Below are 24,957 nucleotides of genomic sequence, written 5' to 3'. Positions count from 1 at the left end.
TATCTTGACTAAAATTACCTATAATGCCAGTCCTTTTTATGTTCTTTAAAATCTGGTGGAAACAATGAATCCAATGTTAAATATCGCTATTCGTGCGGCACGAAAAGCGGGCAATGTAATTGCTAAAGGTTATGAGCGCCGCGATGATATTCAAATGACGTTGAAAAATACAAATGATTATGTCACAAATGTCGATAAGGCATCTGAGCAAGCTATCATTGAAGTAATTAAAAAATCTTATCCTGAACATACTATTATTACTGAAGAAAGCGGTGCATTAGAAGGAAAAGATAGCGATGTACAATGGGTAATTGATCCACTAGATGGCACAACAAACTTTGTAAAAGGTTTACCTCATTTCTCTGTTTCTATCGCTATTCGAGTGAAAGGTCGTACTGAAGTCGGCGTAGTTTATGATCCAATTCGTAATGAATTATTCACTGCAGTTCGTGGTGAAGGCGCTAAAGTCAATGATACGCGTTTACGCGTTGATAATAAACGTGAGCTAACAGGTACTGTCATTGCAACAGGTTTCCCATTTAAACAAACTCGTTTAATGCCAATTCAATTTGCTGTGATGAATAGCTTAATCACACAAGCAGCAGATTTTCGTCGTACTGGTTCCGCTGCATTAGATTTATGCTACGTTGCAGCAGGTCGTGTTGATGCTTACTTTGAAATGGACATTAAAGCTTGGGATGTTGCTGCTGGCGATTTAATCGTACGTGAGGCAGGTGGTTTAGTCTGTGACCTCCATGCTGGTCATCATTACTTAACCGCGGGGCATATTGTTGCAGCACCGCCACGTGTAATGAAAGAAATGCTTAATAAAATTCAGCCTTGTTTAGGTGATGTATTCAAAAAATAACTAAAATAGACCGCACTTAGCACAATAGGATTGAGATAAAAATACCCCAACAACTTGGGGTATTTTACTTCATAAATCTCTCAATAAGGTACGACGCTGTGGTCGCTCTTCTAATTTCTGTTCAAGAAGCAATAACTCAGGTGCAGAATAAATAATTTCTGCGGGTTGACGAATATCATTATAAGTTAGTAAAGTCAAAGCAACCGTCCCTTTAGCAAACTGATGAGTATCCAAAAGAGCTGTTTCATTTTTCTTACGTCGTTTGATCTTGCCTTGTAGCACATCTTCTTCAATTAAATCACGTTGCTCGACATGCATAGGCTTACCATACTTTTCTTGTAATACATGTAATAACAATTCTGCAGGATATTTTGGATACTCTGGCATGCGCAACTCAATTGCTTTTAGCTGCCCACCGATGAAACGTAATCTAGCTAATGCATAGCCATCATCAAAACGAAATTTATCACAAATCCAGTACCCACGTACAACACGTCGCCAATCATCAGTATCAGGTAAACGCCATTCCGTTTCACATAATTTGGTCTCTCTTGCTTGTTCAATTGTCATGCCAAACTTAAGTTCTTTATAACCGTCAATAGGAGAACTTGGTACAACGAAAGGCATTAGAAATGCCGATAATACAGCGAACACTTTCATAATAGGTCCTTAAAATGATTGATAATTGTGCAATAGAATAGCATTCATTTCCACATAATTAAAATGGTTAATATGCTGTTTTACACTAAATTAAATGATATTGTTAATAAAAATGCCACCGCTCAAATAGTTTAAAAAAGATGTAGTTAAATTTATTTTAAACGGCCTAAATACTGTTCTAATTCTTCGACATCTAATAACCAAAGTTGTGCTAATTGCTGGGTCCAGCCCTCAATCTTACATTCCCATTTTTCATGATCAGGATCCTGTGCTTGAGCTGCAATTTGTTGTAAGCGCTTCAATCCCACCGAAGCTGCGGCACCCTTTATTTTATGCGCAATAGAAAGTACCTCTGATTTCTTTGCTGCATCTTGTTGATAAGCCGAAAAAGCGAGTAATAACTCATTAATATAACTAGACATCGTTTCTTTAAATAGCACTAAATTTTTTTGTGCAAAACTAACACCGAGCATCTCAATCAATTCATTTAACATTTTCACATCAAAATGTGATGCAATAGAATCATCTTTATTTTTCACTAGCACATCTATCTTGATCGTACTTTCATTACCAAAATAGTCTATTAAACAGGCTGTTAGCTCTTCTAGCGAAAGCGGCTTACGTAATACATCATCCATCCCGTTTTGTTGATAGTCTTTTTTGTTATGCATGACATTTGCTGTCAATGCAATTAATGGCGGTAGGAAGTCATAATCACCATTTTCATACCCCAGACGAAGATGTTGTGCCACATCAAAACCAGACATATCAGGCAGTTGGATATCTAAAAGCAATAAATCATAATAATTTTGCTCAAATTTTTCTATCGCTTGTTGCCCTGTCATTGCTACATCTACAGCATAACCTAATTTCTCTAACATAGATCTAGCGACAACAACATTCACTTCAATATCTTCAACTAATAAAATTTTTAACGTTGTTGGGATCTGATTTTTTGCAGCTATCGGTTTATCAACCTCATTAATAGGCAAAATCAAAGTAAAACAGGACCCTTTACCAATTTCGCTGGTGGCATATAAATCTCCTCCCATTAATTGTGCAATCGTTTTTGAAAGCGCCAAACCAATCCCACTACCTAGTGGCTTATGCTCATTAGATTGTACTTGATAATACATTTCAAATACGCGTAGCAATTCATTCGCTGGAATACCAATCCCTGTATCTGTCACACTAAACGCAATTTGATAAGCTGAAACACGGCGAACATTTAAACTCACATTACCTGTAGGAGTAAATTTCACCGCATTACTAATCAAATTCCACAGAATTTGGCTTAAACGAGCATAGTCTCCCATCAGCCAACTAGGCAGATCATTATCCGTAATTAATTGAAAATCGAGCTTTTTTTGTTGTGCCATCAAACTGGCAAAATTACTGATATCATTTAAAAAACTATTCAATTCAACTTCTTTTAAATTTAGCTCAATCCTACGTGCATCAATTTTTTCAAGATCAATAATGTCGCTAAAAATATGCCCTAAAGAAATAGCACTAACATTAATCGTTTTTAGATAATTACGTTGTTGCTCAGTTAACTCCTCATCTAACAAAATACGACTTAAACCGATAATGCCATTTAGGGGGGTACGTAATTCATGACTAATGGTCGCCATTAAACGGGTTTTATCACGGCTTGTTTTTTCAATATTATCTAGTGCAATAGACAATTTTTTCTCAGCAATGACTCTTTCTGAAACTTCATTGCGTAAATTGTTAACTAACTGCGATAATCCTTGCCGCGAATGTTCCAATTTTTCCACTAAAACGGTAAAAAAATAAATCACAAATGGCGCAGAAATTAAGCCAAAAGTGATAGAACGAATTAAATCGCTCCAATACACTTCACCAATAATGAAAAAACTGAGTAGCGCTTGAGTACATAAAGCCAAGATAGCCAACACAATAAGCCCAAGAATAGAAAATTTTACGCGACCTAAACGAATCACCCAATCGACATATTTTTGAGTAAAATATCTTATATTTTTCATTTTATTGGTTTACTTTAGCTTGATGAAATTAACGGCGCCTATTGTATCATCAAGTCAATAATTGCAGAAGTGAGCTATTTCTCAAATTCAACATTTTGTGCCATATAAAACAACACCCTATTAGGCAAACTAATAGGGTGCATACAAACGAAAATATCAAAAATGTCGTTAAACTAAATTGATCAGCCAACAATTATGAATATGCTTATTGCGTTCAAAATCCAATGGTAACGTTTTTGTTGAAATTTCAACCGCACTTAAACCCAGTTCAGCAAGACCAGTAAAGTCCATTTTAAATCCTCGCTTATTATTAGAAAAAACGATAGTACCATTTGCACGTAAAATACGTTTTAAATGGGTCATCAATTTAATATGATCACGTTGTACATCCCAACTCTCTTCCATACGCTTTGAGTTAGAAAACGTTGGTGGATCAACAAAAATAAGATCAAATTGACGTTCACATCCTGCAAGCCACTGTAAACAATCTGCTTGAATTAATTTATGCTGCTTACCTTCTAAATCATTTAACAATAGATTTTGTTCTGCCCAATTTAAATAGGTATTTGACATATCAACTGTCGTCGTCGATTTTGCACCACCTAATGCAGCATGAACAGTAGCTGAACCAGTATAAGCAAATAGATTCAAGAAATCCTTCCCTTTTGCCATTTCACCCAGCATTTTGCGAGTCAAACGATGATCAAGGAATAATCCCGTATCCAAATAATCGGTTAAATTCACCCACAACTTCGCCCCATATTCATTCACATAGAAATACTCACCTTTGTTTGCTAATTTTTCATATTGATTAGTACCTTTCTGTTTTTGACGTACTTTTAAAATCAACTTATTAGTCTCAACACCTGTTACTTGCAAAGTTGCAGTGACAGCATCTAACAAGCGTTGACGAGCTTTATTTTCATCAATATTTTTTGGTGCAGCATATTCTTGTACAACAATATGATCATCGTAGCGATCCACTGCTAAATTATATTCTGGCAAATCTGCATCATATAAACGATAAGCATTAAGTCCTTGCTGTTTTGCCCACTTCTCTATTTTTTTACAATTTTTCTGTAATCGGTTAGCAAAATCTTGTGCGACTTGCACAGCTAGAGTGCGGTCAGTTTCTAAAGCATTTTCAATCATCCCTTCGTGCTCTACTATGCGTGAACGAGGGCTAATATGATAATTTTTTTGCACACAATCCAAAGGACCGTTCTTAGCTTTAAATTGACGGTGTGAACGTAAACGTAAACAATCTAATAGCGCAGGCTCAGCACTAAATACGGAAACATTCCAATCTGCAAACTGCGCTTTCAAACGCTGACCAAATACCGAATACAACGCAATCAATGCTGGTGTTGTCCCTAAACGCTCACCATAGGGTGGATTACAAATTACAGTGCCTTTTAATTCTGTAAATGGATTTTTTAACACTGCCACATCACCTTGCTGCCATTGAATTAAATGTGCAACACCTGCATTTTGTGCATTACGTTTTGCTTTTTGTAAAACTCGATGATCTAAATCTACACCATAAAAATTTGCTTTATGTTCTTGGTTAAATGCTTTCTCTGCTAAGGCGATTGCCTCACTTTTTACTTTCTCCCAAATCGCTTGATTATGCGCCTGCCAAAAATCAAAACCCCAGTGTAGGCGATGCAATTGTGGGGCAATCTTAGCTTGCATTTGTGCGGCTTCAATGAGTAATGTGCCAGAACCACACATAGGATCGACTAATGGCGTACCAATTTGCCAGCCTGAACGTAACACAATAGCGGCGGCTAAGGTTTCACGTAAAGGTGCTTTACCTGTATCTTCACGATAACCACGCATATGTAAAGCTTCGCCACTTAAATCCAAAGAGATCACCAATTCTTCACGATTTAAATAAGCATGCACTCGAATATCAGGATAGTCTTTATCTACATTCGGACGAGCTTTGCCATGACGTTCAAAATAATCGACTATCCCATCTTTAACGCGCATTGCCCCAAATTGAGTATGGCGAATTTCACGGTTTGTACCATTAAAATCCACCATAAAACGCACTTTCTCATCAAAATACGCTAGCCAATTTTGACTAGTGACCGTCGAATATAAATCTAAATCACTGTAAATTTTAGCCTGTACAATCGGTAATAAAATACGTGAAGCTAGACGCGTCCAAAGTAATACACGATATTGGGTTTCATCATCAGCATAAAAATGTACACCGCCCTGTGCAACTTGGCATTTTGTTGCGCCAAGCTCCGTTAATTCGACTTTTAATAATTCTTCAAAACCACGCGCAGTGGTGGCGAAAAGTTGTTTCATAGGTGATCTCTATCGGTAAAATGAGGAGGAATTATAGCAGGTTTAACCAGCAAAAACGTAGTAAACACAAAGTGCGGTCAAAATTCTAAAAATTTGCACCGCACTTTATGTTATAAACATAGTATAAATACTTTATTTCACTTGCATACCCGCTTTTGCACCTTGATCCACATCTAACAAGAACAAATCCGCACCACCAGTACCCGCACTTAAAATCATTCCCTCAGACAAACCAAATTTCATTTTACGGGGTGCGAGGTTGGCAATCACAATCACAAAGCGCCCTTCTAATTCTTCCGGTTTACTATAAGCAGCTTTAATTCCAGAGAACACTTGGCGAGTATGATCGCCAAGATCTAATTCAAAACGTAATAATTTATTCGCTTCAGGTACAGCTTCACATTTGATCACCTTCGCCACACGTAAATCTAATTTCGCAAAATCATCGATACTAATAGTTTCAGCAATCGGCTCAACATCACTTGTGCTCGGTGTTTCTACTTTCTGTTGTGCAGCTTGCATTTGTGCAAACTGTTCTTTGGTTTCATTCACAATTGCCTCAATTTGTTTTGCCTCTAACCGTTGAGCTAAAGCTTTAAATGGTAAAATTTGATGATTTAATAATGGGTTAGCTAATTTTTCCCACGTTAATTCATCTTGTAAAAATGCTTCTGCACGTTCGATAATCTGTGGAATAATCGGCTTCAAATAAATAGATAACACACGGAATAAGTTCAATGCCATAGAACATACATCCTGTAATTCCGCGTGACGAATTTCATCTTTCGCAATGACCCAAGGTGCTTTATCATCAATATATTTATTCGCTTTATCTGCTAATTGCATCACTTCTCGTACCACTTTGCCAAATTCGCGTTCTTCATAATAAGCCGCAATTTGCGTTGCTTTTCCTATAAATTCATTAAACAGCTCAATATCATCAACTTGCGCAGCAAGCTTGCCATCAAAACGTTTTGTAATAAAACTCGCGCTACGAGAAGCCAGATTAACAAATTTATTCACCACATCAGCATTTAAACGTTGAACAAAATCTTCTAGATTGAGATCTAAATCTTCAATGCGATTATTTAATTTTGCCGCATAGTAATAACGTAAATATTCTGGTGCTAAATGACGTAAATACGTAGCGGCTTGAATAAAAGTACCACGTGATTTCGACATTTTGACCCCATTTACTGTCACATAACCATGTGCAAACACATTTGTTGGTTTGCGTAAATCACACCCTTCTAACATGGCTGGCCAAAATAAACTATGGAAATACACAATGTCTTTGCCGATAAAATGATAAAGCTCGGCAGCGCTGTCTTTTTTCCAAAAATCGTCAAAATTTAACCCATTCTTATCACATAAATTCTTGAACGATGCCATATAGCCAATTGGTGCATCCAACCAAACATAAAAATATTTATCTTCTGTATCTGGAATTTTGAAACCAAAATAAGGCGCATCACGTGAAATATCCCATTGTTGTAAACCCGATTCAAACCATTCTTGCATTTTATTCGCAATTTCAGGCTGTAATGAACCTGACTTAGTCCATTCTTTCAACATATTCTCAAACGCAGGTAAATCAAAGAAAAAATGCTCTGACTCTTTTAAGACAGGTGTGGCACCAGATACGACTGAACGAGGGTTAATCAGTTCTGTTGGACTATAAGTCGAAGAACATACTTCACAATTATCACCATATTGATCCTCTGCCTTACATTTCGGGCAAGTACCTTTGACAAAACGATCAGGCAAAAACATGCCTTTTTCTGGGTCAAATAATTGTGAAATAATACGGCTTTTAATAAAACCATTAGCACGCAATTTTTTATACATCTGCGCAGTTAACTGCTCATTTTCAGGGCTGTGAGTAGAATGATAATTATCATAACTAATATTAAATCCTTCAAAATCAGCAACATGATCTGCTTTTGAGCGAGCGATCAATTCCTCGGGCGTAATCCCTAATTTATCTGCATTCAGCATAATTGGCGTACCATGTGCATCATCAGCGCAAATAAAATGCACATCATGACCACGCATGCGTTGGAAACGAACCCAGATATCTGCTTGAATATGTTCAAGTAAATGTCCTAAATGAATTGCACCATTTGCATAAGGTAAGGCGCAGGTAACTAAAATATTGCGTGCTGAATTCGCCATTGATTATTCCTATATTTTCACCAAAAAAATTGGCGTTTATGTTACCTTATCAGCGGTATTTTTTCCAGTTTAACCGCACTTTTCCACTTTTCTGCTTAACAGTTGCCAAGGTTCATGGTTAAATATTGTTGAGTGATTAACTAGGGCTTTAACTAGCTTCAAATATAACAGGATAAAATCAATGGGAATTTTATTTTCTGATAACTTAACAGACAACCAAAAACAAGCCATTCAAAAGCAATTTGAACAATTCCAACATCCAAGTTTACAAAAAGATTTAATCGCTTTAAATGCGGTAAAAAAAATTGAAAAAGATGGGGAGATTTTACGCATTGAAATCACAATGCCATTTGCTTGGAATACGGCATTTGAACAATTAAAAGAAACGCTTTCTGCTAATTTATTAGCATACAGTGAAAGCAGAGCTATTAAATGGCAATTAAATTATCAAATTGCGACATTAAAACGTGCCAATAACCACCCCGCAGTCAAGGGAGTCAAGAATATTATTGCAGTTACCTCAGGTAAAGGTGGTGTGGGTAAATCCACTGTTTCAGTCAATCTTGCGCTTGCTTTACAACAGCAAGGTGCCAGAGTCGGTATTTTAGATGCCGATATTTACGGTCCATCTATCCCACATATGCTTGGTGTCGCAGATCAACGCCCAACTTCACCAGACAATAAACACATTACACCAATTCAAGCACATCAATTATTTGCCAACTCTATTGGTTTTCTTATGGATGCTGATAGTGCAACAATTTGGCGCGGTCCAATGGCAAGTAGCGCATTAAGTCAGCTACTCCAAGAGACCTTATGGCCAGATTTAGACTATTTAGTTATCGATATGCCGCCAGGTACAGGTGATATTCAACTGACACTTTCACAGCAAATCCCTGTTACTGGTGCTATTGTTGTCACTACCCCACAAGATATCGCTTTACTTGATGCAATTAAAGGCGTAGCAATGTTTGAACGTGTTTCAGTGCCGGTGCTAGGTATTGTTGAAAATATGTCTATGCACATTTGTAGCCATTGTGGTCACCACGAAGCGATTTTTGGTACAGGTGGTGCTGAAAAAATTGCACAAAAATACAATGTGAAAGTCTTGGGTCAACAACCATTACATATTCGTTTACGTGAAGATCTCGACAAAGGTACACCAACAGTAGCTGCTGCGCCAGACAGTGAAATTGCGCAATCATTCATACAACTTGCAGAGAAAGTAGCAACCGAACTTTACTGGCAAGGTTCGGTGATCCCAAGTGAGATCATGTTCAAAGAAGTGAAATAATAAAATTTTACTAAAATCGACCGCACTTAAACCTAATCAGTTAAAAGAGCGGTCACTTTTGTATAAATTTTTTCAATAATATGCGATTACTAAAAAAGCCCTCAATATTGAGGGCTTTCTTTTGGAATATATCGTAATAAAAATTAGCGACGTAAACCTAAACGAGCGATAGTTGAAGTGTAAAGCTCAAGATTAGTACGTTTTAAGTAATCTAAAAGTTTACGACGACGAGAAACCATACGCAATAAACCACGACGACCGTGGTGATCTTTTTTATGTTCAGCAAAGTGAGCTTGTAAGTGGTTGATTTGTGCAGTCAATAATGCGATTTGCACTTCTGAAGAACCCGTATCTTTTGCATCACGACCAAACTCAGCAACGATTGCTGCTTTTTTTTCTGTACTTAGAGACATTCGATAACTCCTAAAAGTTAAGTTAAAAATACATCGTTAGCCGATCTCTAATCCAGCTACGACAAAGAAGTGTGAATTTTAGCATTGATTAGGATAAAAGCAATAAAATCTTTATAAAAACCCACCGCACTTTGAATCAAAAAGAAAGCCTGTATAAACAGGCTTTCTCTCGTTTAATTAAAAAGTAATTTCTGCACTTAGCTTATAATTTCTACCAGGTGAATAAAAACGATTGATACCTGCGCCTGTTTTTTGATTAATCAAGTTACTTGTTCCAAATGGCTTAATTGAACGAGCAGATTCCCAAGTTAAATATTTACGATCAGTCAAGTTATAAACACCAAACTGTAAAGTGACATTTTTAACTGGTTTCACATAAGTCACAAAATCAACTAATGTATAATCATCACTACGCCATCTCACGGCACTATCGGTATAACCTTGTTCTTTATAGAACATATTATAAGTATCTTTTGCTTTCTTCGCGCTTACATGAGTCACATACAAATCTGCTCCAAATTTATGCGCTTTATGATCATAACCAACACCAATAATTGAGGTCTTTGGTTGGATCGCATTCATTGGTCTATCATCAGCTAAACGCCCTCTTTGATAAGTAAATTTATAGCTTAAATTAAAGCCCTCTAACTTCTCAAAGAAATAACCAATATTCAGACGAGAGTTAATCTCAATACCTTTCACTTTAGCACGATCAACATTTATATTTTGATACACTTGGAAATCTCTCGCTTGTGCTTTACCACCAACAGAATTTGATAGATTTCTTGAACCTAAATAAGCTAAATCAATAAAATTGCGATATTTGGTTTGGAATACACTCGTACTCACAAAACCCCACTCATGATGGAAAGTCAATGCAATTTCTTGGTTTTTAGCTTCTTCTGGCTTCATCGTTGGATTTGGTAAAATCGTGAAATCAGGATGTTTAAAGGTAAAATACAATTCATCCGATGTTGGCGCTCTAAAGCCTTTTGAGTATTTCACTTGCAATCTTAAGAAATCAAGCGGATCAAAAGTCGCACCTAAAGAATAAGAGTGTTTTTTAAATTTTTTCTCTTGGGCAATATAAGCAATGTTGTCTTCTGCATTTTTACGAATTTGTTCTGGTGTGTAAATAGGATTACCACGCCAATCTTTTTTGTCTGTTGGAGGAAGCGGGATAAATAATTCTTTTACCATATCATCCGCGATCTTAGGCGTTACACCTGGAATATACTCTGGTTGATATTTAATATCATCATAACGATATCCCAAATCCACACTCAACATATTATGCAACTTCACCGTATCAGCAAAATACAACGATTTCGTTGTAGCTTCTACTGGGATCAAGAAAGAAGTTTTAGGTTCATGGCGTGGACAAAGCAAACCATTAAAAGACGAGCTAGTTTTACAATTTTTAGGATTACCTAAAAAATCTTGTCCTAATGTTCTTTCTGCCCACCAAGTTGGATTACTGCCATCATAACCTGATTTATTGACCATTTCCTTACGGGTTTTAGAGTAAACACCACCGTAAGAAACATTATTTTCTATATCAAATACAGAAAATGCTTTTGTTAAGTCCAAATTCACTTGTTTTGTATTAGTATTTAAATCACGTTCTTTATAATCAAATGGACGATAACCTTGGGAATTAGGTAAAATGACATGATAACGCCCATGGTTACTATCTTCATAAGTCGCAAATTTCTTGCCATCTACTTCCATAAATTTATTTAAAATAATTTCAGATTTTTCTGGATTATCAGATGAATAACGATATTTATAGGCAGTAAGGGGCTTAGTACAATCAAAAACAGAACAATCTAACCAAAAACCTGACGTTCCTAGCTGTTTGCCGTTAAACGCGGCATTATTGGTTCCTTTATCTGCAACAAAAGGATTACCATTCTTATCAATGATTTGATGTTTACCATCTCTTAATTCTAATTTAATCGGATTTCCTTCACGATCGACAATTTTCCCATCTTTAAGTTGCAATCCTAAAGGATTTTTATAAGTATCACATTTCTCATTCCCATCACAATAATCTTCTGTTCTGGCTCTTGTTGTAATTTTTTGTTGCGAATAACTTAACTTCAAGGTGTCCCAAAGTGGCGTAACTGTATAATTCTCATAAGTGAACGAGATATTACTACGTTTGACTCTATCATTTGCATGACGAGATTCTTTTTCATCATAAGTCAAATAATTAGACTGCGGTTGCAGCGTATAAGAACGGTCATGTCCACGTGTATGGGTTTGATATAGATCAGAAGCAATCGTAAAACGGTGGTTCTCATTTGGAGAAAAAGAAAACTTAACTAACGTACTTTCTTTAGTAATCGTATAAGGATCTGTTTTCTCTCTTTCCTTGCCTTGAATATCCGCAGCATATTTATAATCAAAGTTTTCTAGCTCATGACCATGGCGTTTAGTATGCATAAATAACACATCAAAATATTTATAGCGTCCCGCAGCAGTAATAGAATTTAAACTCTGATTATCGGCAGTACTATAGCCCGTTTTATAGCCAAGATGCCAATCTTTTTCAGTTAAAAAATCCCTTGCATCTTTGGTTTCAAACAGTACCGCTCCCCCTAATGAACCGCTACCGACTTTAACTGAATCTGCTCCTTTAGCAATTTTAGCGACTTTCAAAGTTTCAATTTCAACACTATTTCTTGTGTTATTAAAATTACCGTAGCCTTCAAAAAGTTCTTTAAAACCTTGTGATGAAAGCGTCTCTGCTTGATGAAGCCCATCTACAGTAATCGCAACACGGTTTTCATCAACACCACGAATCGCATAGCCACTTGAACCAAAGCGTCCTGCTTCTACAACACTGATACCTGTTTCATAACGCACCAAATCACGACTATCTTGAACTTGTTGACGTTTTAAAATTGAAGATGTTTTTACTGTCTCGCCGATTTTTTTCTCTTTGATTTCGATTGCATCTTGTTGAGAAGTGACGGTAATTGTATCTAATTCAGCCACCTCCTCTGTATCTGCCAAAACAAAACCGCAATAATTAAATAAAGCTAAAGTAATCAATGAAAGCTTTACTTTTCTATTCGCTACAATTGCCATAATCTTTTCCTAAAATAAAACTGCTACACCTTAAAGTTGTATATTATTAATCTTCTAAATGACCTTCATCTAAATGAACAAAGCTGACTAAATCATCATTACTCACTTGAAATGCCTGACCAAAGCCCTTTACAAATAAACCTTGCGTTGGTTTAAAACTAAATAAATGAAAATCTCTCATTTTTGATAATTCATCAATTAAATTTCCTTGTCTTGCTTTTAATGCTGCAATACTGTCTTTCCACTCGTCTGTTTCACGTTCAATAATCCGTACCGTGGCGTCAAAGGAAAGGCGGCGGCGCGCAAAAATCTGACGACTTTTACTTTCATCTTCAATTAACATTAATGATACTTTTGGCACTTCTTGTAAATTACGCGCATGGCGTGCAATTGTTGAAATGAAAACTTGATACTCACCATTAGTAATCGCGAAAGGTGCATAACTCACATTAGGATAACCATCTTCTCCTACTGTTGCTAACATGATCGTTTTACATTGTGCTTTTAATTCTTGAATCTCTGGTCCTAAACGGTTTTGTAATACTTCTTGACGATTTGTTGTCATTATCTTTCCTTAGTTTACTGCTTAAATAAATTGTTTAAATTTTTCCACTTGTTCTGGAAACAATTGACGCTCTTCATCACGCCCTAAATAAATTTTAAAAATGGTTTGTCCATTATCAGCAATAAATGCGATGTTATAACTTTCTTTGCCACGGAAAGGCAAACTGACAAAAGCAATTTTCGCAATATTATCTAGCTTCAAATGTCCATGTAATGCGCCTTCATTTCCCTTCATATTTAAATTGTAATAACCTCGCCCAATCATGCCTGTTGGAAAACGATCTTTGATTTCAAAAATAGAACCTTCTTTTTCAATGATAGTCGTAAAAGTTCCCCATTGACTCACTTCAGTCAAAATTTCGTCTGTTCTTGCTCCCGAAAAAATACGTACAAATGCTTCAGGTAATGCACATAAGATCTCGCCTTCTGGCTGATTAAAATGGGCAGCCATGTCCAATGTAATTGCCATCGGATTCTGCGCGATATAATCCGCAATTTGTTGTTTTAACGTCATCGCCTTTTTCATCCTCAATCAAAATATCTATGATACAAATAAATTAAAAAAAATAGTATTGATAATAGTTATTAATTATATTTGTGATTAACTTTTTTTTCAAAAAAAATTACATTTTTTTGCAAGAAATGTGATAAATATCGAATAGTTAGTATAAAAATCGCAATAAATAAAACCTTATTTTTTATAAGACTTTAGTTTAGAAAGTCTGTAACATGAGAATAAAAAATAGAAATGATGAAAATAAATACAATTAATCTTAAAGCCAGATTTTTTACTTGTAACCTGCCATTGAATGGGTATAATACTTCCCACGTTTTACTACTGCTTATTATTGCTGCCTGGGTGGCGAAATTGGTAGACGCAGTTGATTCAAAATCAACCGCCTTCGGGTGTGTCGGTTCGAGTCCGACCCTAGGCACCACTAATAAACAGTATGAGAAAACAAAAGCCGACAATAATGTCGGCTTTTTCTATATTTATTACACGCAAAACAATACAAAGCGTCCTAAAGATCACTCCCCTTTAAATCACGGGTGTACACTTTCGGGAGTACGTCTTCTAGATTTGTTGTTATTCTATTTGCTAAGATAATATCTGCACATTGCTTAAATTCCGTTAAATCTCTCACTAACTCTGCATCAAAAAACTTGTCTTCTTTATATTTTGGTTCATAAACAACAAGCTTAACACCCGCTTCGCTCAATCTACGCATAATACCCTTAATACTCGAGCTTCTAAAGTTATCCGAACCCGCTTTCATCGTTAAACGATACACGCCTACTACCGTTGGTTTCTTACTCAAAATATCATTAGCAATAAAATCTTTACGCGTGACATTCGACTGAACAACAGCACTAATCAAGTTCTGTGGGATATTTTGGAAGTTGGCAAGTAATTGTTTCGTATCTTTAGGTAAACAATATCCACCATAACCAAAAGAAGGATTGTTATAATGCGTGCCAATACGTGGGTCCAATGACACTCCGTCAATGATTTGCTGAGCATCTAGACCAAATGTTAAGGCAAACGAATCTAATTCATTAAAGAAAGCCACGCGTAATGCCAAATAAGTATTTGCAAATAATTTAATTGACTCTGCTTCTGTTGGATTAGTCAACAAAATAGGGGCATTCGGCTCAAGACTACAATCACGTAATAGCTGTGCAAATGTTTTTGCAGCCTCACTATGATCACCTACTACAATACGAGAAGGATGTAAATTATCATACAGTGCTTTACTCTCTCGTAAAAATTCAGGCGAGAAAAAAATGCGCTCATTGTTAAAATATTGACGCATTCTTAAGGTAAATCCGACAGGGATTGTTGACTTTATTACTAAATATGCTCGTGAGTTTTGCGCGATAGCCGTTTCTAACACAGATTCGACTGAGTTTGTATCAAAATAATCAGTAACGGGATCATAATCTGTTGGTGTAGCAATAATGATATATTCAGCTTCAGTATAAGCCTCCGTACTATCAAGAGTTGCATGCAAATTTAGTGTTTTTGTCATCAAATAATCACTAATTTCAGCATCTTGAATCGGCGAAATTTTACTATTAATTAGATTTACTTTTTCAGAAGATACATCCAACAATGTCACTTCATGCTGTTGAGCAAGCAAAATCGCATTTGATAGCCCAACATAACCTGCTCCTACAATAGTGATTTTCATACTTTTTCTCCTATGTTAAATCCAATCTCTTGTTAAATGAGAATTCAATTTTTCCTCACATAATGAAATTAAAGTTTCTGTCGTATGTTGACGATCTGGAAATTGAGTACTGAGATAAATATGACGAGCTAAAGACAATATTGTATAAACCTCAATATCTTGTGCTGTAGCGGTTGAATTATTCGTTAAAAAAGTATTAATAAATGCTTGTTGATGTGCAGATAACGCGTGAGGGTTTGCATACTGACGAATAGCAAACTCTTGAATATGAGCTAAGTAATTTCCCGCATCTAAGGCAGCATGTCCCTGACAAACTAAATCAAGATCAAGTAGCACCATATATCCCGGATACCCACTACGTTCTAATATCTGATCTTGATAAAAATCTCTGTGTACAGAAACAACAGGTAATTTTGAAAGTAAGCTCACTATTTTTTCACAATCAGAAAGCAGCTTTGCAATACGAATAGAAAATGCAGGTAACAGAAGTTGTACTTGCATTAGGCGATCACGCAAAATTTGTAATTCCTGCTCAGCCGTCCAAACAGGCAAATCTACCCATTTTTCGACCGCACTTTGATGTAATGCTCGTAGTGCTTGTGCCACTGCACAGCCCAAAAAAGCTAAACGTTGGTTTTGAGGTATTAGCATATCACCGATACAACGTCCACTCACTTTAACTTGTAGCCATGTTCTTTGTGCAGGCAATATACTTAATGGTTGTGAGACACTCACAGGCATACTTTGATCAAATCCATTTTGCCACAATGCTTTTTGAATTTGAAAAGAACGCTTATCTAATCCTTTACTCCGATACTTTCCTATCACACATTGCTTTGTTTTTTTAGACTCAATTTGGTATTCAATCAAGGCACGTCGTTGAATTTTATAACGGATAAGCTGCGCAGATTCTAATACTCCCTGAAACTGTTCAGGCAATACCTGCTTCAATAAATCTTGCATTTGCGTAATATCAGTTAGCGTAAATAAGATTGAATCAAAAGATAAATCTACCTGTTGTTTCTCTGCTGAAACGACAGATTGAGTAACTGTTTTACTTAGGATATTTTCAACACGTTGTAATAACAATAACGTATGCTGTTCCCATTCCAAACTCCGTTTACGGAAAGGTTCGATAGCCAAACGCAACATGGCTGAAGCCACAAACCAAGATAATCCTTCTAGACTAAATTGTGTTTTAGCTTGATAAGCACTTAAAAACTTAGTGATTAAATCCTCTGTCTGCCATACAGGTAAAACCCCTTCAATTACTTGCAATTCTAACCTTGCTTGTAGAGTAGCCAAATCTAACAGTGGATTTCCATGCGCTGAGCGATCCCAATCTAAAAGATATAATTCATCAATGTCTTGTTTATCTTGGCTTTTCACAACTTGATCTAATGAAAAATCACCATGAATCAGCGTGAATAGCTCTGATGACTGTGCGGATAATCCTTTAGAGATACGCGCAACTAATTGAGTAAACCAAGAAACATACTCTGGCAAAATATGTTGAAATGCTTGCTGAACACCTTTTAAGGACTGAATTTCATCACTAATTTGATAAGTAATAGGATGACTATAACTCGTACTATGTACTTGCGCTAATAAGGTTGCTAGCTGGTAGATATCTTCAGTAGAGCAAATAAAACCTGTTTCAGGACATAAACTCTCGCCCTCTTGCCAACTTGTGATCACGGAACAAAAATGTCCATTACTACCAAGCAGTTTTACATAGCCTTGAGCCATACCAAAAGCAGCACCAGTTAATACTCGACTAAAATCAGAGGCTTTAATTGTACGTACAACTAATGTTTGCTTATTCTGAGTAATCTTCGCGACTAATCTACGCTCTGGTTTGTAACGTAAAATATCAATATTTACAGATTGTTGAACCATCTCAGATATAGGACACCAATCGAATAGCTGATGGCGTAGTTTATTATTGATTAACCAACCTAAATAGCGTATACCTCGATCATAGGCGGGATGCAAAAGCATAACGTATAAATCAAACAAGGCTAAAGGCGCATTAGGATCTGCCTCTCGAATGAGTTTTTGTCGCTTCGGATTAGCCCAAGACTCGGCAAACCGTGCTGGCGTTAATGCTTTAGCATAGTAATAATTCACACTGCCATCTTGCAGTACAATTCGTAAAGTACCAGCACAACTGTTATTTGGTTTGTAACGCAAATATTGGATATCAACCCGCCTTATCGCGTAAAACTGAGGCAGCTTTCGCAATCTGTCCAATAATAAGTCATTATCTAACAAGGCAATTAAACCTGGTAAATCCGTATCTCTTGCAATGATTCTTTTATCCGCATCTGTAAGCATATTGATACCTTTGTTTAATTCTAGGCAAATACTTATATACAAAAATTAAGCAAGTTGCATTTTCCACCAAGCGGCATAATTTCCTTCTGCCTTTAATAATTGCAAGTGTTCTCCCTGTTCAACAACTGCACCTTTATCTACGAATAAAATACGATCAGTTCTCGCAGCAAGCGCAAGATTATGCGTGATCATAATTGTAGTTCGTCCCTTCATCAGATTATCTAGTGCTAGAATCACTTGTGTTTCACTTTCTTGATCCAATCCAACTGTAGGTTCATCTAGAATTAAAATCGCACTTTTATTCATCGCTGCTCGCGCAATAGCAATTCTTTGTCTTTGACCACCTGATAAAGATCCTCCTCGTTCACTTAACACCGTATCGTAACCATCTGGTAATCTAAGAATAAAATCATGTGCTTGTGCTAATTTCGCGGCAGCAATGATTTCTTCATCACTTATTTTCTCTGCACGATTAATCGCTCCTAACGCAATGTTTTCACGGATGGACAATCCAAACAATAAGTTGTCTTGTGGCACAATCGCAATTTGACTACGTACACTAGCGATTTGATAATCTCGAATATCTTTTCCATCAATACGAATAACGCCACTATCTGCTTCATACAATCTTAATAATAAGCTAGTGATTGTGGATTTACCTGCGCCAGACGGACCGATGATCGCCACGCTTTCGCCAGCATTAATGACAAAATCCATATTTCTAAGTACGGCTGGTGCATCTTTATCTGTTCCATGATAGCCAAACTCAACATGCTCAAAACGAATTTCCCCGCGCACATCAGCTAATGGCAGTGCATCTGGTTTATCTTGAATATCTGGTTGCTCATCTAACAAATTCACAACGCGTTCACCTGCTGCCAGCGCTTTTGAAAGGCGACCAGTATACTTAGCATATTCTCTAACAGGTCTAAACGCATTGTTTAAATAAGACATAAAAATAATCAGCTCACCAGGCGTCATCTCTCCACCTAAAACGGAATAAGCACCTTTGAGCAATACTGCAGCAGACACTAATGCCACGATAATATCGACTCGACGCTCAAGACCTGCTGATAATTTCTTTGACTGCACATTCTGCTTGCGACTTTCTGTATCATCACCAACAAAACTACGAATAGTTTCATTTTCTAATGAAAGAGATTGGACAGTACGAATTGAACCAATAAATTCTGCTGCTTTAGAAGCCAATGCACCTTCTCTTTTCCGTTGAGCACGGCTAACTTCATGGATACGTTTACTTGAACGGACAGTACTCCACCAAATTAACGGTATAGCAAGCAATGTAATCGAAGTAAGTTGCCAATTGATATATATCATCATTGCAAACATCCCTGCTAATATCAGGATATTTGCCAGCATAGGCATCAACGCAGTAATTACTGCTTCACGCAGCATGCCTATGTCATTAATCAGGCGCATAGTTAAATCACCTGTTCTTGCTTGCGAATGAAAACGCAGTGATAAACGTTGTAAATGTGCAAACAGGTCATTACGAACTCGGCTTAAAATCCGACTGCCAGCTAAAGCAAGCCCAACTGTACTGACATAACTAGAGCCTGCCATAAATAAAGCAATCAACACGACTGTAGCTGCACAACCGAATAACAAATGTGTGGTGTCTACAGAAATGAGTAATGATGCGATAAAGCCATTTAACGCTTTGGTATCTTTGGCAGACTCTGCGGAAACCTCTACAGCATCTAACAACACATAATCGACCACAAATGCTAAAGGCAATGGCTTAAGCAGACGCATTGCAGTCGCAAGCAATAATGCACATAAAGCACCAAAGACTAACATTCGCTCAGGATAAATATATTCTTTTAAACGATAAGCTACTGACCACCATGCGTTTTTATTGACTGTCTTTTTGCTCATACAGTTGAATCCTATTCAAATCATTAGTTTTTCTCGTTTTTACAAGAACGAGCGATATCTAAAATACGCTCAACGACGGATAACCAACTATGATATTGTTCAGCAGTAAACCGTGCATTCTGTCCCAGTTGCTGTGCTGTTGACGGCGAAACAAATAGTTCTGCGATACTGTTCGCCATTTTTGAAGGTTCATCAGGCACAACAAGAATGCCATTGTAATTATTCTCAATAACTGAATCTAAATGCCCCACTCGAGTAGCAATGATTGGTAACCCTGCTGCCATATATTCATAAATTTTTAAAGGTGAAAAATAGAACTTATCTATTGTAGGATAAGGGGCAACAGCAATATCCATTTTAGCTAACCACATAGGTACAGTTTCTGGCGCAACAGCACCAGTAAACTGTACATACTCTAACAGCCCTAATTTTTCAATCTCATCACTAAGTGCTTGATATTGAGGACCATCACCAACAATTAATAAACGCGTGTTATATCCTCGTTCTCTCAATAAAGCCCAAGCCTGAACTAAAATAGACACCCCATGCCAAGGCTTCAGCGTTCCTAAAAAGCCTATCGTTGGTATGTCCATTTCACCTTGCTCAACAAATTGCTTCAAACGTTGAGCATTTTCTGTAGCCGCTTGTGCAAAGCGAGAAAGATCAACACCATTGGCAATAACATGTACTTTTCCCTTCGCTTTATCAAAAGTTTCTAAATAATGTTTTACACCAGGTGAAACAGCAATCATCGCATCTGCATTAGCAAAAACACTTTCTGCAACAATTTGTGCCTCTTTTTCTAAAGGTAATTCACGATGTTTTTTCTGTTCTTCAATTAAAGGCGCATTGACTTCTAAGATTCCAATACAACCATGCTTTTTAGCAAAATGCATACCTGCTTGACTCCAAAGAGAATAGCGCTCATAAATAAGATCAAATTTCTCTGTATCTTCCAATATTTTTTCTACCTCAGCATTTGCCACTAATGCTGCTAATGCTCGCTCTTTATTAGAAAAATTTGGTAAGGCAGGCAAAACATGAACAGGAATATGCTTCAATTCTTCAGGTGGCTCACCACCTAAACGTTGTGCAAATAATGTGACATCTAAACCATTTTGAAGCATTCCTTTGATGACTTCTTGGACATGGACGGAAGCACCTTTGGTGCCAAATACAGGAATACCAGGATCAGCACAAATATACGCGACTCGCATAACTTTTCCTTCTATTTGATACTTGTTTTAACTTACAAAAATCATTTAAAAATAAATTAGTTATCAATTGCAGTACGAAACAACGCTTGTAATAGCGCTACATTTTTATCTTCATCATACTCACGCTCAATCAAAGCTCGAGCCTGATAAGAAAGTGTTTTACAAAGCTCAACATCTGCTAATAGGCACTGTATCGCATCAGCTAATGCTGTAGGGTCATTTGGCTGCACACATAACCCTGTAATGCCATCTTGGACTAATTCAGGGATACCCGCGACATGAGTAGAAATGACAGGTGTTCCTAATGCCATAGATTCTAAAAGTACAGTTGGTAAACCATCTCTATCTCCGTCTTCACTAATGACACTTGGCGCAATCATCATATTCGCGGACCTCATAAATTTGATGATTTCTGGTTGTGGCATTGGGCCAACCATTTGTACAATATCGCTAATATTTAAGGCATCAATTTGCGCTTGTAACTGTTCACGCAAAGTTCCATCTCCAACTAAAGTGCATTGCATATCAATATTACGTTGTTTTAATATCGCAAGCGCATCTAATAAAACACTAAAGCCTTTCTTTGGCACCAAACGACCCACTGCGAGAATCTGACGGTTAGGAGAATGAAAAGATTGATAAGGGAATTTACTGAGATCCATTCCGTTATAAATTCGGACCGCACTTGCTGCATCACTACCATATTTTTCACGCAAATAAGTCAGGTTATAGTCAGAAACAGTCACGGTTGCTGATGCATCATGCATTTTCTGCCCTAGTTCAGTGGACTGCTCATATTGGTAATAAATATCTTTAGCATGTGCTGTAAAGGTATAAGTAATATCTGCAAAAATCGCAGCTTGTCTAGCAACTGTAGTCGCCTGAGTACCAAAGTGCGCATGTAAATGCTGAATACCTCTTTTCTTAATCTCTAATGCTAACAGTATACTTTGAGCAATTTCATGTATTGTGCCTTTTGCACTCTCTAATTTAATTGCGAAATCAGACAACTGACTAAATCCTTGTGTCATTATCCCCCACAAGGTTTCAGTATTACGCTGTTTATCTACTAAACGGGTTACTGGTGCTCTAACTTGTGAAATACCATCTTGAAAATGGGTTTCCATTACTGGTCCTAAAGCAAAAATATCAATTTTTGTACCCGCCCTTTCATGTGCCAGAATCTCATTTACAACAAAAGTTTCAGAAAAACGAGGATAACGTTTTAGCACATAACCAATATACATTGGCTTTAATTCACTTAAAGTCATGGTGTTCATGATTAACTCCACAGAAAAATATGTAGATAAATTAAGAATTAGTCGCTAACTTACTTACAATCGATTGAATTTGTGTAACTACATTATCCAACCCATTAAAACGCAATACATTTCTAGCATTAAGCTGCTCTTTTTTCTCTGCTATCCAGGAAGACAGCGCATCAGGCGAAAGAGAGTTAGGATGTAAACAATCGACAATGCCCATTTCAGCTAATCTGGAAGCACGTATCCATTGTTCCTTTCTTGGTGTAATTCGCGGTACAATTAATGCTCTTTCATTAAATGATAAAATTTCAGTGACAGTATTGTATCCGCCCATTGAGATGATGCATTCAGCATGCCTGCATCAATTTGAGAGGCTCAGCAACAAAATCAACAACATGAATTTCAGGGCGTTGTTCAATCATATCGTGAATTTGTTTGCGTTGTTCTTCTGGCATTAAAGCACCAGTAATGAGCAAGCCATTCCAACCCTCTGGGAGGTCTGCCTGCATAAAAGTTTTTGCTAGTTGAAAACCATCTTGCCCGCCGCCAACAACACAAAGCGCATAAGGTGCTTCAACACTTGATGAAATCACTGTATCCAGTCCTTGGACTTCCATACGACGAGTCTGATCTAAATAGCCCACATATTGCAATTTCTCACGAATATCTTGATCAAGCCCATATTCTTTTGCTAAATCAAACAAATGAGGATCACCATATACCCAGATACTATTAAAATACAAACGAATAATTTCTAAATTCTTTAGTTTTTTCCATTGTTGACGAACCACATCGGGCTCATCAATAATATCTCGTAACCCTAATACAATATGAGTTCCTCGACTTGCTAATACAGGCAAAACACTATCTAACTCATTCATTGCCCCACGCGGTACATTATCAATAACCACGATATCTGGTTTAAATGAATCTAAAGTTGCATAGATGATTTGTCTGCGCACCTCAACTAGGCGATCAATATCAGTGCCTAAAGAACTAGGAATATATTTGCCTTCTGCCGTTTTAAAATAGCTCGGCATAGTGACAGTATCTGCTCCTTTTGGTAACTTAAACGCACCAGATTCTCTGACACCTGAAAGTAATAGAATTTCTGTATTTGGACATGCTTGTAGCACTGATTGAGCTAACAACATATTTCGACGAATATGCCCTAATCCCATAGTATCGTGAGAATAAAAGGCAATTCGAGATGGGAATAAACAATCACACTTTTCTAATAGATTTTGCATAATTGATTTTCTCTCAAGTTCCTAAAATAGCTAAACACCACTCATATAAAATATAAAAAACTTCAATAAAATCACTTCTTTTGACAGATACTACCTTAATAAAGTACAAAATAAAAGCAATAAAACCTATTAAAGTACAAATTTTAACCAAGCAATACCACATTGATTTTATTAATAAAACAGAAAGAAATATAAATATAACTTTTAATAACAAAGAAGTTAAAAAAGAAAGAAAAACATCAAATGGAGGAAAACTATCTTTACTAGAAAAAATCAAGCACTATTGACAGCATGTCCAAACTAACTTATGAACTATCCCTTAGAAATTCACACTTATTTCTTCCTTTTTATTTCTTAAAAGCGTGTTGAATAAAAAATCTCCCGCATACAAGGTCAAAATATTTCCCTCAGTTATAAAATGAAATTTGCGAAAAACAGACCACACTTAGCAAGTAAAGTGAGCTAACGCCTAAAAGCTGGACTTACTCCCCAATAGATTAAGATGCAGATTTTTATAAGTAAATATTATTTAACCGAATTTAAATTAAATGTTGTCAACAGAGTGTTAAATGACCAATTAGGAGTACATAAAATAGCTGAACACTATCATTTCTATCGCCCGTCTTCTGATTGCAACAATTTCAGAAACAAAGTATTACCGGACTGATTCCTTAACTTAACAAAGGGTATGTATGAAAAATGAAAAAATACGATGAGACTTAAAAAGACCAACTGGTATTAAGATATTTTTGAAGCGCACAACCTATCCTGAAGCGGGAAACGACATTTTAAAAAAGCTCAAAGAGCTGGACGAGAGAAAACCTAAGCCAAAAACCAAATCATCTACAACTTGAAAGATAAGCATCAGCTATCCTTATTATTACAACTCGTATCCTTATCCCCTTCAACTTGTTACTATAAAGCAACTATCAAAGAAAAGACGACTGCTCGTCTATAGATAACAGATTAAGATTTGGTTGCTGATAAATCAACGTTATCTTCTCTACCTAGAAATCAATAAGTGGTTGTTTGAACGATATGTGATATTTAATCATAAAAACCTGCATCTTAATCTATTGGTGAATAAATCCAACTTTTTGGGACATAACACAGATTAGGGCACTATTTTTTATGACACAAATAACCAAAAATTACGATTCTTTCTCTGACAAAATCTATTAAATATTTTTCTACGGCATTTAACTATCTTAATTACCGTCAAAAATTTAACTCATTGCCTTTCATTCCAAATGAACAAGTTAAACATTTTCTATAATTCATCATATTTTAACGATTGGTTTTGTTTATAAATATGTAATAAAAAAATGGTCCCTCTTTAGGGGACCATTATTGTAAGAACTAAAGCCAATACTACATCATCTTCCGTTTTTTTAAT

At 36.5% G+C, this 24,957-nt stretch carries 17 protein-coding genes and 1 tRNA gene; 3 read left to right on the top strand and 15 right to left on the bottom strand.

Annotated features, from left to right (window positions below):
* Positions 1 to 64: 64 nt before the first annotated feature.
* Complete coding sequence (gene suhB, locus ACFSAV_RS06735; RefSeq protein ID WP_379097708.1) at positions 65 to 868, top strand: inositol-1-monophosphatase; 804 nt, start codon at positions 65 to 67, stop codon at positions 866 to 868.
* A gap of 69 nt (positions 869 to 937) precedes the next feature.
* Here the strand turns inward: suhB and ACFSAV_RS06730 are convergent, their stop codons facing one another.
* The 4 genes from ACFSAV_RS06730 to metG form a co-directional block, all read right to left on the bottom strand.
* Positions 938 to 1,528 carry a hypothetical protein gene (locus tag ACFSAV_RS06730; RefSeq protein ID WP_379097706.1) on the bottom strand — a complete coding sequence of 197 codons (591 nt, stop codon included), beginning with the start codon at positions 1,526 to 1,528 and terminating at the stop codon, positions 938 to 940.
* Positions 1,529 to 1,680: 152 nt separating this feature from the next.
* Complete coding sequence (locus ACFSAV_RS06725) at positions 1,681 to 3,537, bottom strand: ATP-binding protein (RefSeq protein ID WP_379097703.1); 1,857 nt, start codon at positions 3,535 to 3,537, stop codon at positions 1,681 to 1,683.
* A gap of 168 nt (positions 3,538 to 3,705) precedes the next feature.
* Positions 3,706 to 5,859 carry a bifunctional 23S rRNA (guanine(2069)-N(7))-methyltransferase RlmK/23S rRNA (guanine(2445)-N(2))-methyltransferase RlmL gene (rlmKL, locus tag ACFSAV_RS06720; RefSeq protein WP_379097700.1) on the bottom strand — a complete coding sequence of 718 codons (2,154 nt, stop codon included), beginning with the start codon at positions 5,857 to 5,859 and terminating at the stop codon, positions 3,706 to 3,708.
* A gap of 132 nt (positions 5,860 to 5,991) precedes the next feature.
* Positions 5,992 to 8,034: a methionine--tRNA ligase gene (metG, locus tag ACFSAV_RS06715; RefSeq protein ID WP_101776350.1), complete on the bottom strand. Its 2,043-nt coding sequence runs from the start codon at positions 8,032 to 8,034 to the stop codon at positions 5,992 to 5,994.
* A gap of 181 nt (positions 8,035 to 8,215) precedes the next feature.
* Here metG and apbC point away from each other — a divergent pair, with 181 nt between their 5' ends.
* Complete coding sequence (gene apbC, locus ACFSAV_RS06710) at positions 8,216 to 9,328, top strand: iron-sulfur cluster carrier protein ApbC (protein ID WP_379097697.1); 1,113 nt, start codon at positions 8,216 to 8,218, stop codon at positions 9,326 to 9,328.
* 143 nt (positions 9,329 to 9,471) lie between these two features.
* Here apbC and rpsO read toward each other — a convergent pair whose 3' ends face one another.
* The 4 genes from rpsO to hutX form a co-directional block, all read right to left on the bottom strand.
* Positions 9,472 to 9,741, bottom strand: a complete 270-nt coding sequence (gene rpsO / locus ACFSAV_RS06705) for a 30S ribosomal protein S15 (protein WP_021035622.1) — start codon at positions 9,739 to 9,741, stop codon at positions 9,472 to 9,474.
* A gap of 177 nt (positions 9,742 to 9,918) precedes the next feature.
* Positions 9,919 to 12,837, bottom strand: coding sequence for a TonB-dependent hemoglobin/transferrin/lactoferrin family receptor (locus ACFSAV_RS06700; RefSeq protein ID WP_379097693.1), 2,919 nt, complete (start codon positions 12,835 to 12,837; stop codon positions 9,919 to 9,921).
* 46 nt (positions 12,838 to 12,883) lie between these two features.
* Positions 12,884 to 13,402, bottom strand: coding sequence for a heme utilization protein HutZ (gene hutZ / locus ACFSAV_RS06695; protein ID WP_174674060.1), 519 nt, complete (start codon positions 13,400 to 13,402; stop codon positions 12,884 to 12,886).
* 21 nt (positions 13,403 to 13,423) lie between these two features.
* The gene (gene hutX / locus ACFSAV_RS06690) at positions 13,424 to 13,915 is read right to left on the bottom strand and encodes a heme utilization cystosolic carrier protein HutX (protein WP_101776354.1); all 492 of its coding nucleotides are present in this window, start codon (positions 13,913 to 13,915) and stop codon (positions 13,424 to 13,426) included.
* A gap of 339 nt (positions 13,916 to 14,254) precedes the next feature.
* Here hutX and ACFSAV_RS06685 point away from each other — a divergent pair.
* Positions 14,255 to 14,339, top strand: a tRNA-Leu gene (locus ACFSAV_RS06685).
* A gap of 84 nt (positions 14,340 to 14,423) precedes the next feature.
* On the opposite strand, the gene ACFSAV_RS06680 is transcribed toward ACFSAV_RS06685, so the two are convergent.
* From ACFSAV_RS06680 to ACFSAV_RS06650, 7 genes are read right to left on the bottom strand one after another with little or no spacing between them, the layout of a single operon-like run.
* Entirely contained in the window at positions 14,424 to 15,593 is a 1,170-nt protein-coding gene (locus ACFSAV_RS06680; RefSeq protein ID WP_379097689.1) for a nucleotide sugar dehydrogenase, read from the bottom strand.
* A gap of 15 nt (positions 15,594 to 15,608) precedes the next feature.
* Positions 15,609 to 17,930 carry a phosphotransferase gene (locus tag ACFSAV_RS06675; protein WP_379097686.1) on the bottom strand — a complete coding sequence of 774 codons (2,322 nt, stop codon included), beginning with the start codon at positions 17,928 to 17,930 and terminating at the stop codon, positions 15,609 to 15,611.
* A 45-nt stretch (positions 17,931 to 17,975) separates the two neighbouring features.
* The gene (locus tag ACFSAV_RS06670; RefSeq protein ID WP_379097683.1) at positions 17,976 to 19,829 is read right to left on the bottom strand and encodes an ABC transporter ATP-binding protein; all 1,854 of its coding nucleotides are present in this window, start codon (positions 19,827 to 19,829) and stop codon (positions 17,976 to 17,978) included.
* Between the two features lie 23 nt (positions 19,830 to 19,852).
* Positions 19,853 to 21,046: a glycosyltransferase family 4 protein gene (locus tag ACFSAV_RS06665; protein ID WP_379097681.1), complete on the bottom strand. Its 1,194-nt coding sequence runs from the start codon at positions 21,044 to 21,046 to the stop codon at positions 19,853 to 19,855.
* A gap of 56 nt (positions 21,047 to 21,102) precedes the next feature.
* Positions 21,103 to 22,326 (bottom strand): glycosyltransferase family 4 protein, encoded by a 1,224-nt coding sequence (locus ACFSAV_RS06660; protein WP_379097678.1) that lies wholly within the window; start codon positions 22,324 to 22,326, stop codon positions 21,103 to 21,105.
* Between the two features lie 31 nt (positions 22,327 to 22,357).
* Complete coding sequence (locus ACFSAV_RS06655; protein WP_379097675.1) at positions 22,358 to 22,645, bottom strand: hypothetical protein; 288 nt, start codon at positions 22,643 to 22,645, stop codon at positions 22,358 to 22,360.
* A 13-nt stretch (positions 22,646 to 22,658) separates the two neighbouring features.
* Positions 22,659 to 23,561 carry a glycosyltransferase family protein gene (locus tag ACFSAV_RS06650; protein WP_379097672.1) on the bottom strand — a complete coding sequence of 301 codons (903 nt, stop codon included), beginning with the start codon at positions 23,559 to 23,561 and terminating at the stop codon, positions 22,659 to 22,661.
* Positions 23,562 to 24,957 lie beyond the last annotated feature (1,396 nt).

The organism is Pasteurella oralis, from assembly GCF_042681465.1.
Taxonomy (GTDB): domain Bacteria; phylum Pseudomonadota; class Gammaproteobacteria; order Enterobacterales; family Pasteurellaceae; genus Pasteurella; species Pasteurella oralis.
The sequence above is the reverse complement of the archived record's forward strand: the minus strand, read 5'-3'. Positions and strand labels throughout refer to the sequence as shown.

Excerpts from the sequence above, each read along its gene's own strand:
- suhB (WP_379097708.1), top strand. The coding sequence starts at position 65 with ATGAATCCAATGTTAAATATCGCTATTCGTGCGGCACGAAAAGCGGGC.
- ACFSAV_RS06730 (WP_379097706.1), bottom strand. The coding sequence starts at position 1,528 with ATGAAAGTGTTCGCTGTATTATCGGCATTTCTAATGCCTTTCGTTGTA.
- ACFSAV_RS06725 (WP_379097703.1), bottom strand. The coding sequence starts at position 3,537 with ATGAAAAATATAAGATATTTTACTCAAAAATATGTCGATTGGGTGATT.
- rlmKL (WP_379097700.1), bottom strand. The coding sequence starts at position 5,859 with ATGAAACAACTTTTCGCCACCACTGCGCGTGGTTTTGAAGAATTATTA.
- metG (WP_101776350.1), bottom strand. The coding sequence starts at position 8,034 with ATGGCGAATTCAGCACGCAATATTTTAGTTACCTGCGCCTTACCTTAT.
- apbC (WP_379097697.1), top strand. The coding sequence starts at position 8,216 with ATGGGAATTTTATTTTCTGATAACTTAACAGACAACCAAAAACAAGCC.
- rpsO (WP_021035622.1), bottom strand. The coding sequence starts at position 9,741 with ATGTCTCTAAGTACAGAAAAAAAAGCAGCAATCGTTGCTGAGTTTGGT.
- ACFSAV_RS06700 (WP_379097693.1), bottom strand. The coding sequence starts at position 12,837 with ATGGCAATTGTAGCGAATAGAAAAGTAAAGCTTTCATTGATTACTTTA.
- hutZ (WP_174674060.1), bottom strand. The coding sequence starts at position 13,402 with ATGACAACAAATCGTCAAGAAGTATTACAAAACCGTTTAGGACCAGAG.
- hutX (WP_101776354.1), bottom strand. The coding sequence starts at position 13,915 with ATGACGTTAAAACAACAAATTGCGGATTATATCGCGCAGAATCCGATG.
- ACFSAV_RS06680 (WP_379097689.1), bottom strand. The coding sequence starts at position 15,593 with ATGAAAATCACTATTGTAGGAGCAGGTTATGTTGGGCTATCAAATGCG.
- ACFSAV_RS06675 (WP_379097686.1), bottom strand. The coding sequence starts at position 17,930 with ATGCTTACAGATGCGGATAAAAGAATCATTGCAAGAGATACGGATTTA.
- ACFSAV_RS06670 (WP_379097683.1), bottom strand. The coding sequence starts at position 19,829 with ATGAGCAAAAAGACAGTCAATAAAAACGCATGGTGGTCAGTAGCTTAT.
- ACFSAV_RS06665 (WP_379097681.1), bottom strand. The coding sequence starts at position 21,046 with ATGCGAGTCGCGTATATTTGTGCTGATCCTGGTATTCCTGTATTTGGC.
- ACFSAV_RS06660 (WP_379097678.1), bottom strand. The coding sequence starts at position 22,326 with ATGAACACCATGACTTTAAGTGAATTAAAGCCAATGTATATTGGTTAT.
- ACFSAV_RS06655 (WP_379097675.1), bottom strand. The coding sequence starts at position 22,645 with ATGGGCGGATACAATACTGTCACTGAAATTTTATCATTTAATGAAAGA.
- ACFSAV_RS06650 (WP_379097672.1), bottom strand. The coding sequence starts at position 23,561 with ATGCAAAATCTATTAGAAAAGTGTGATTGTTTATTCCCATCTCGAATT.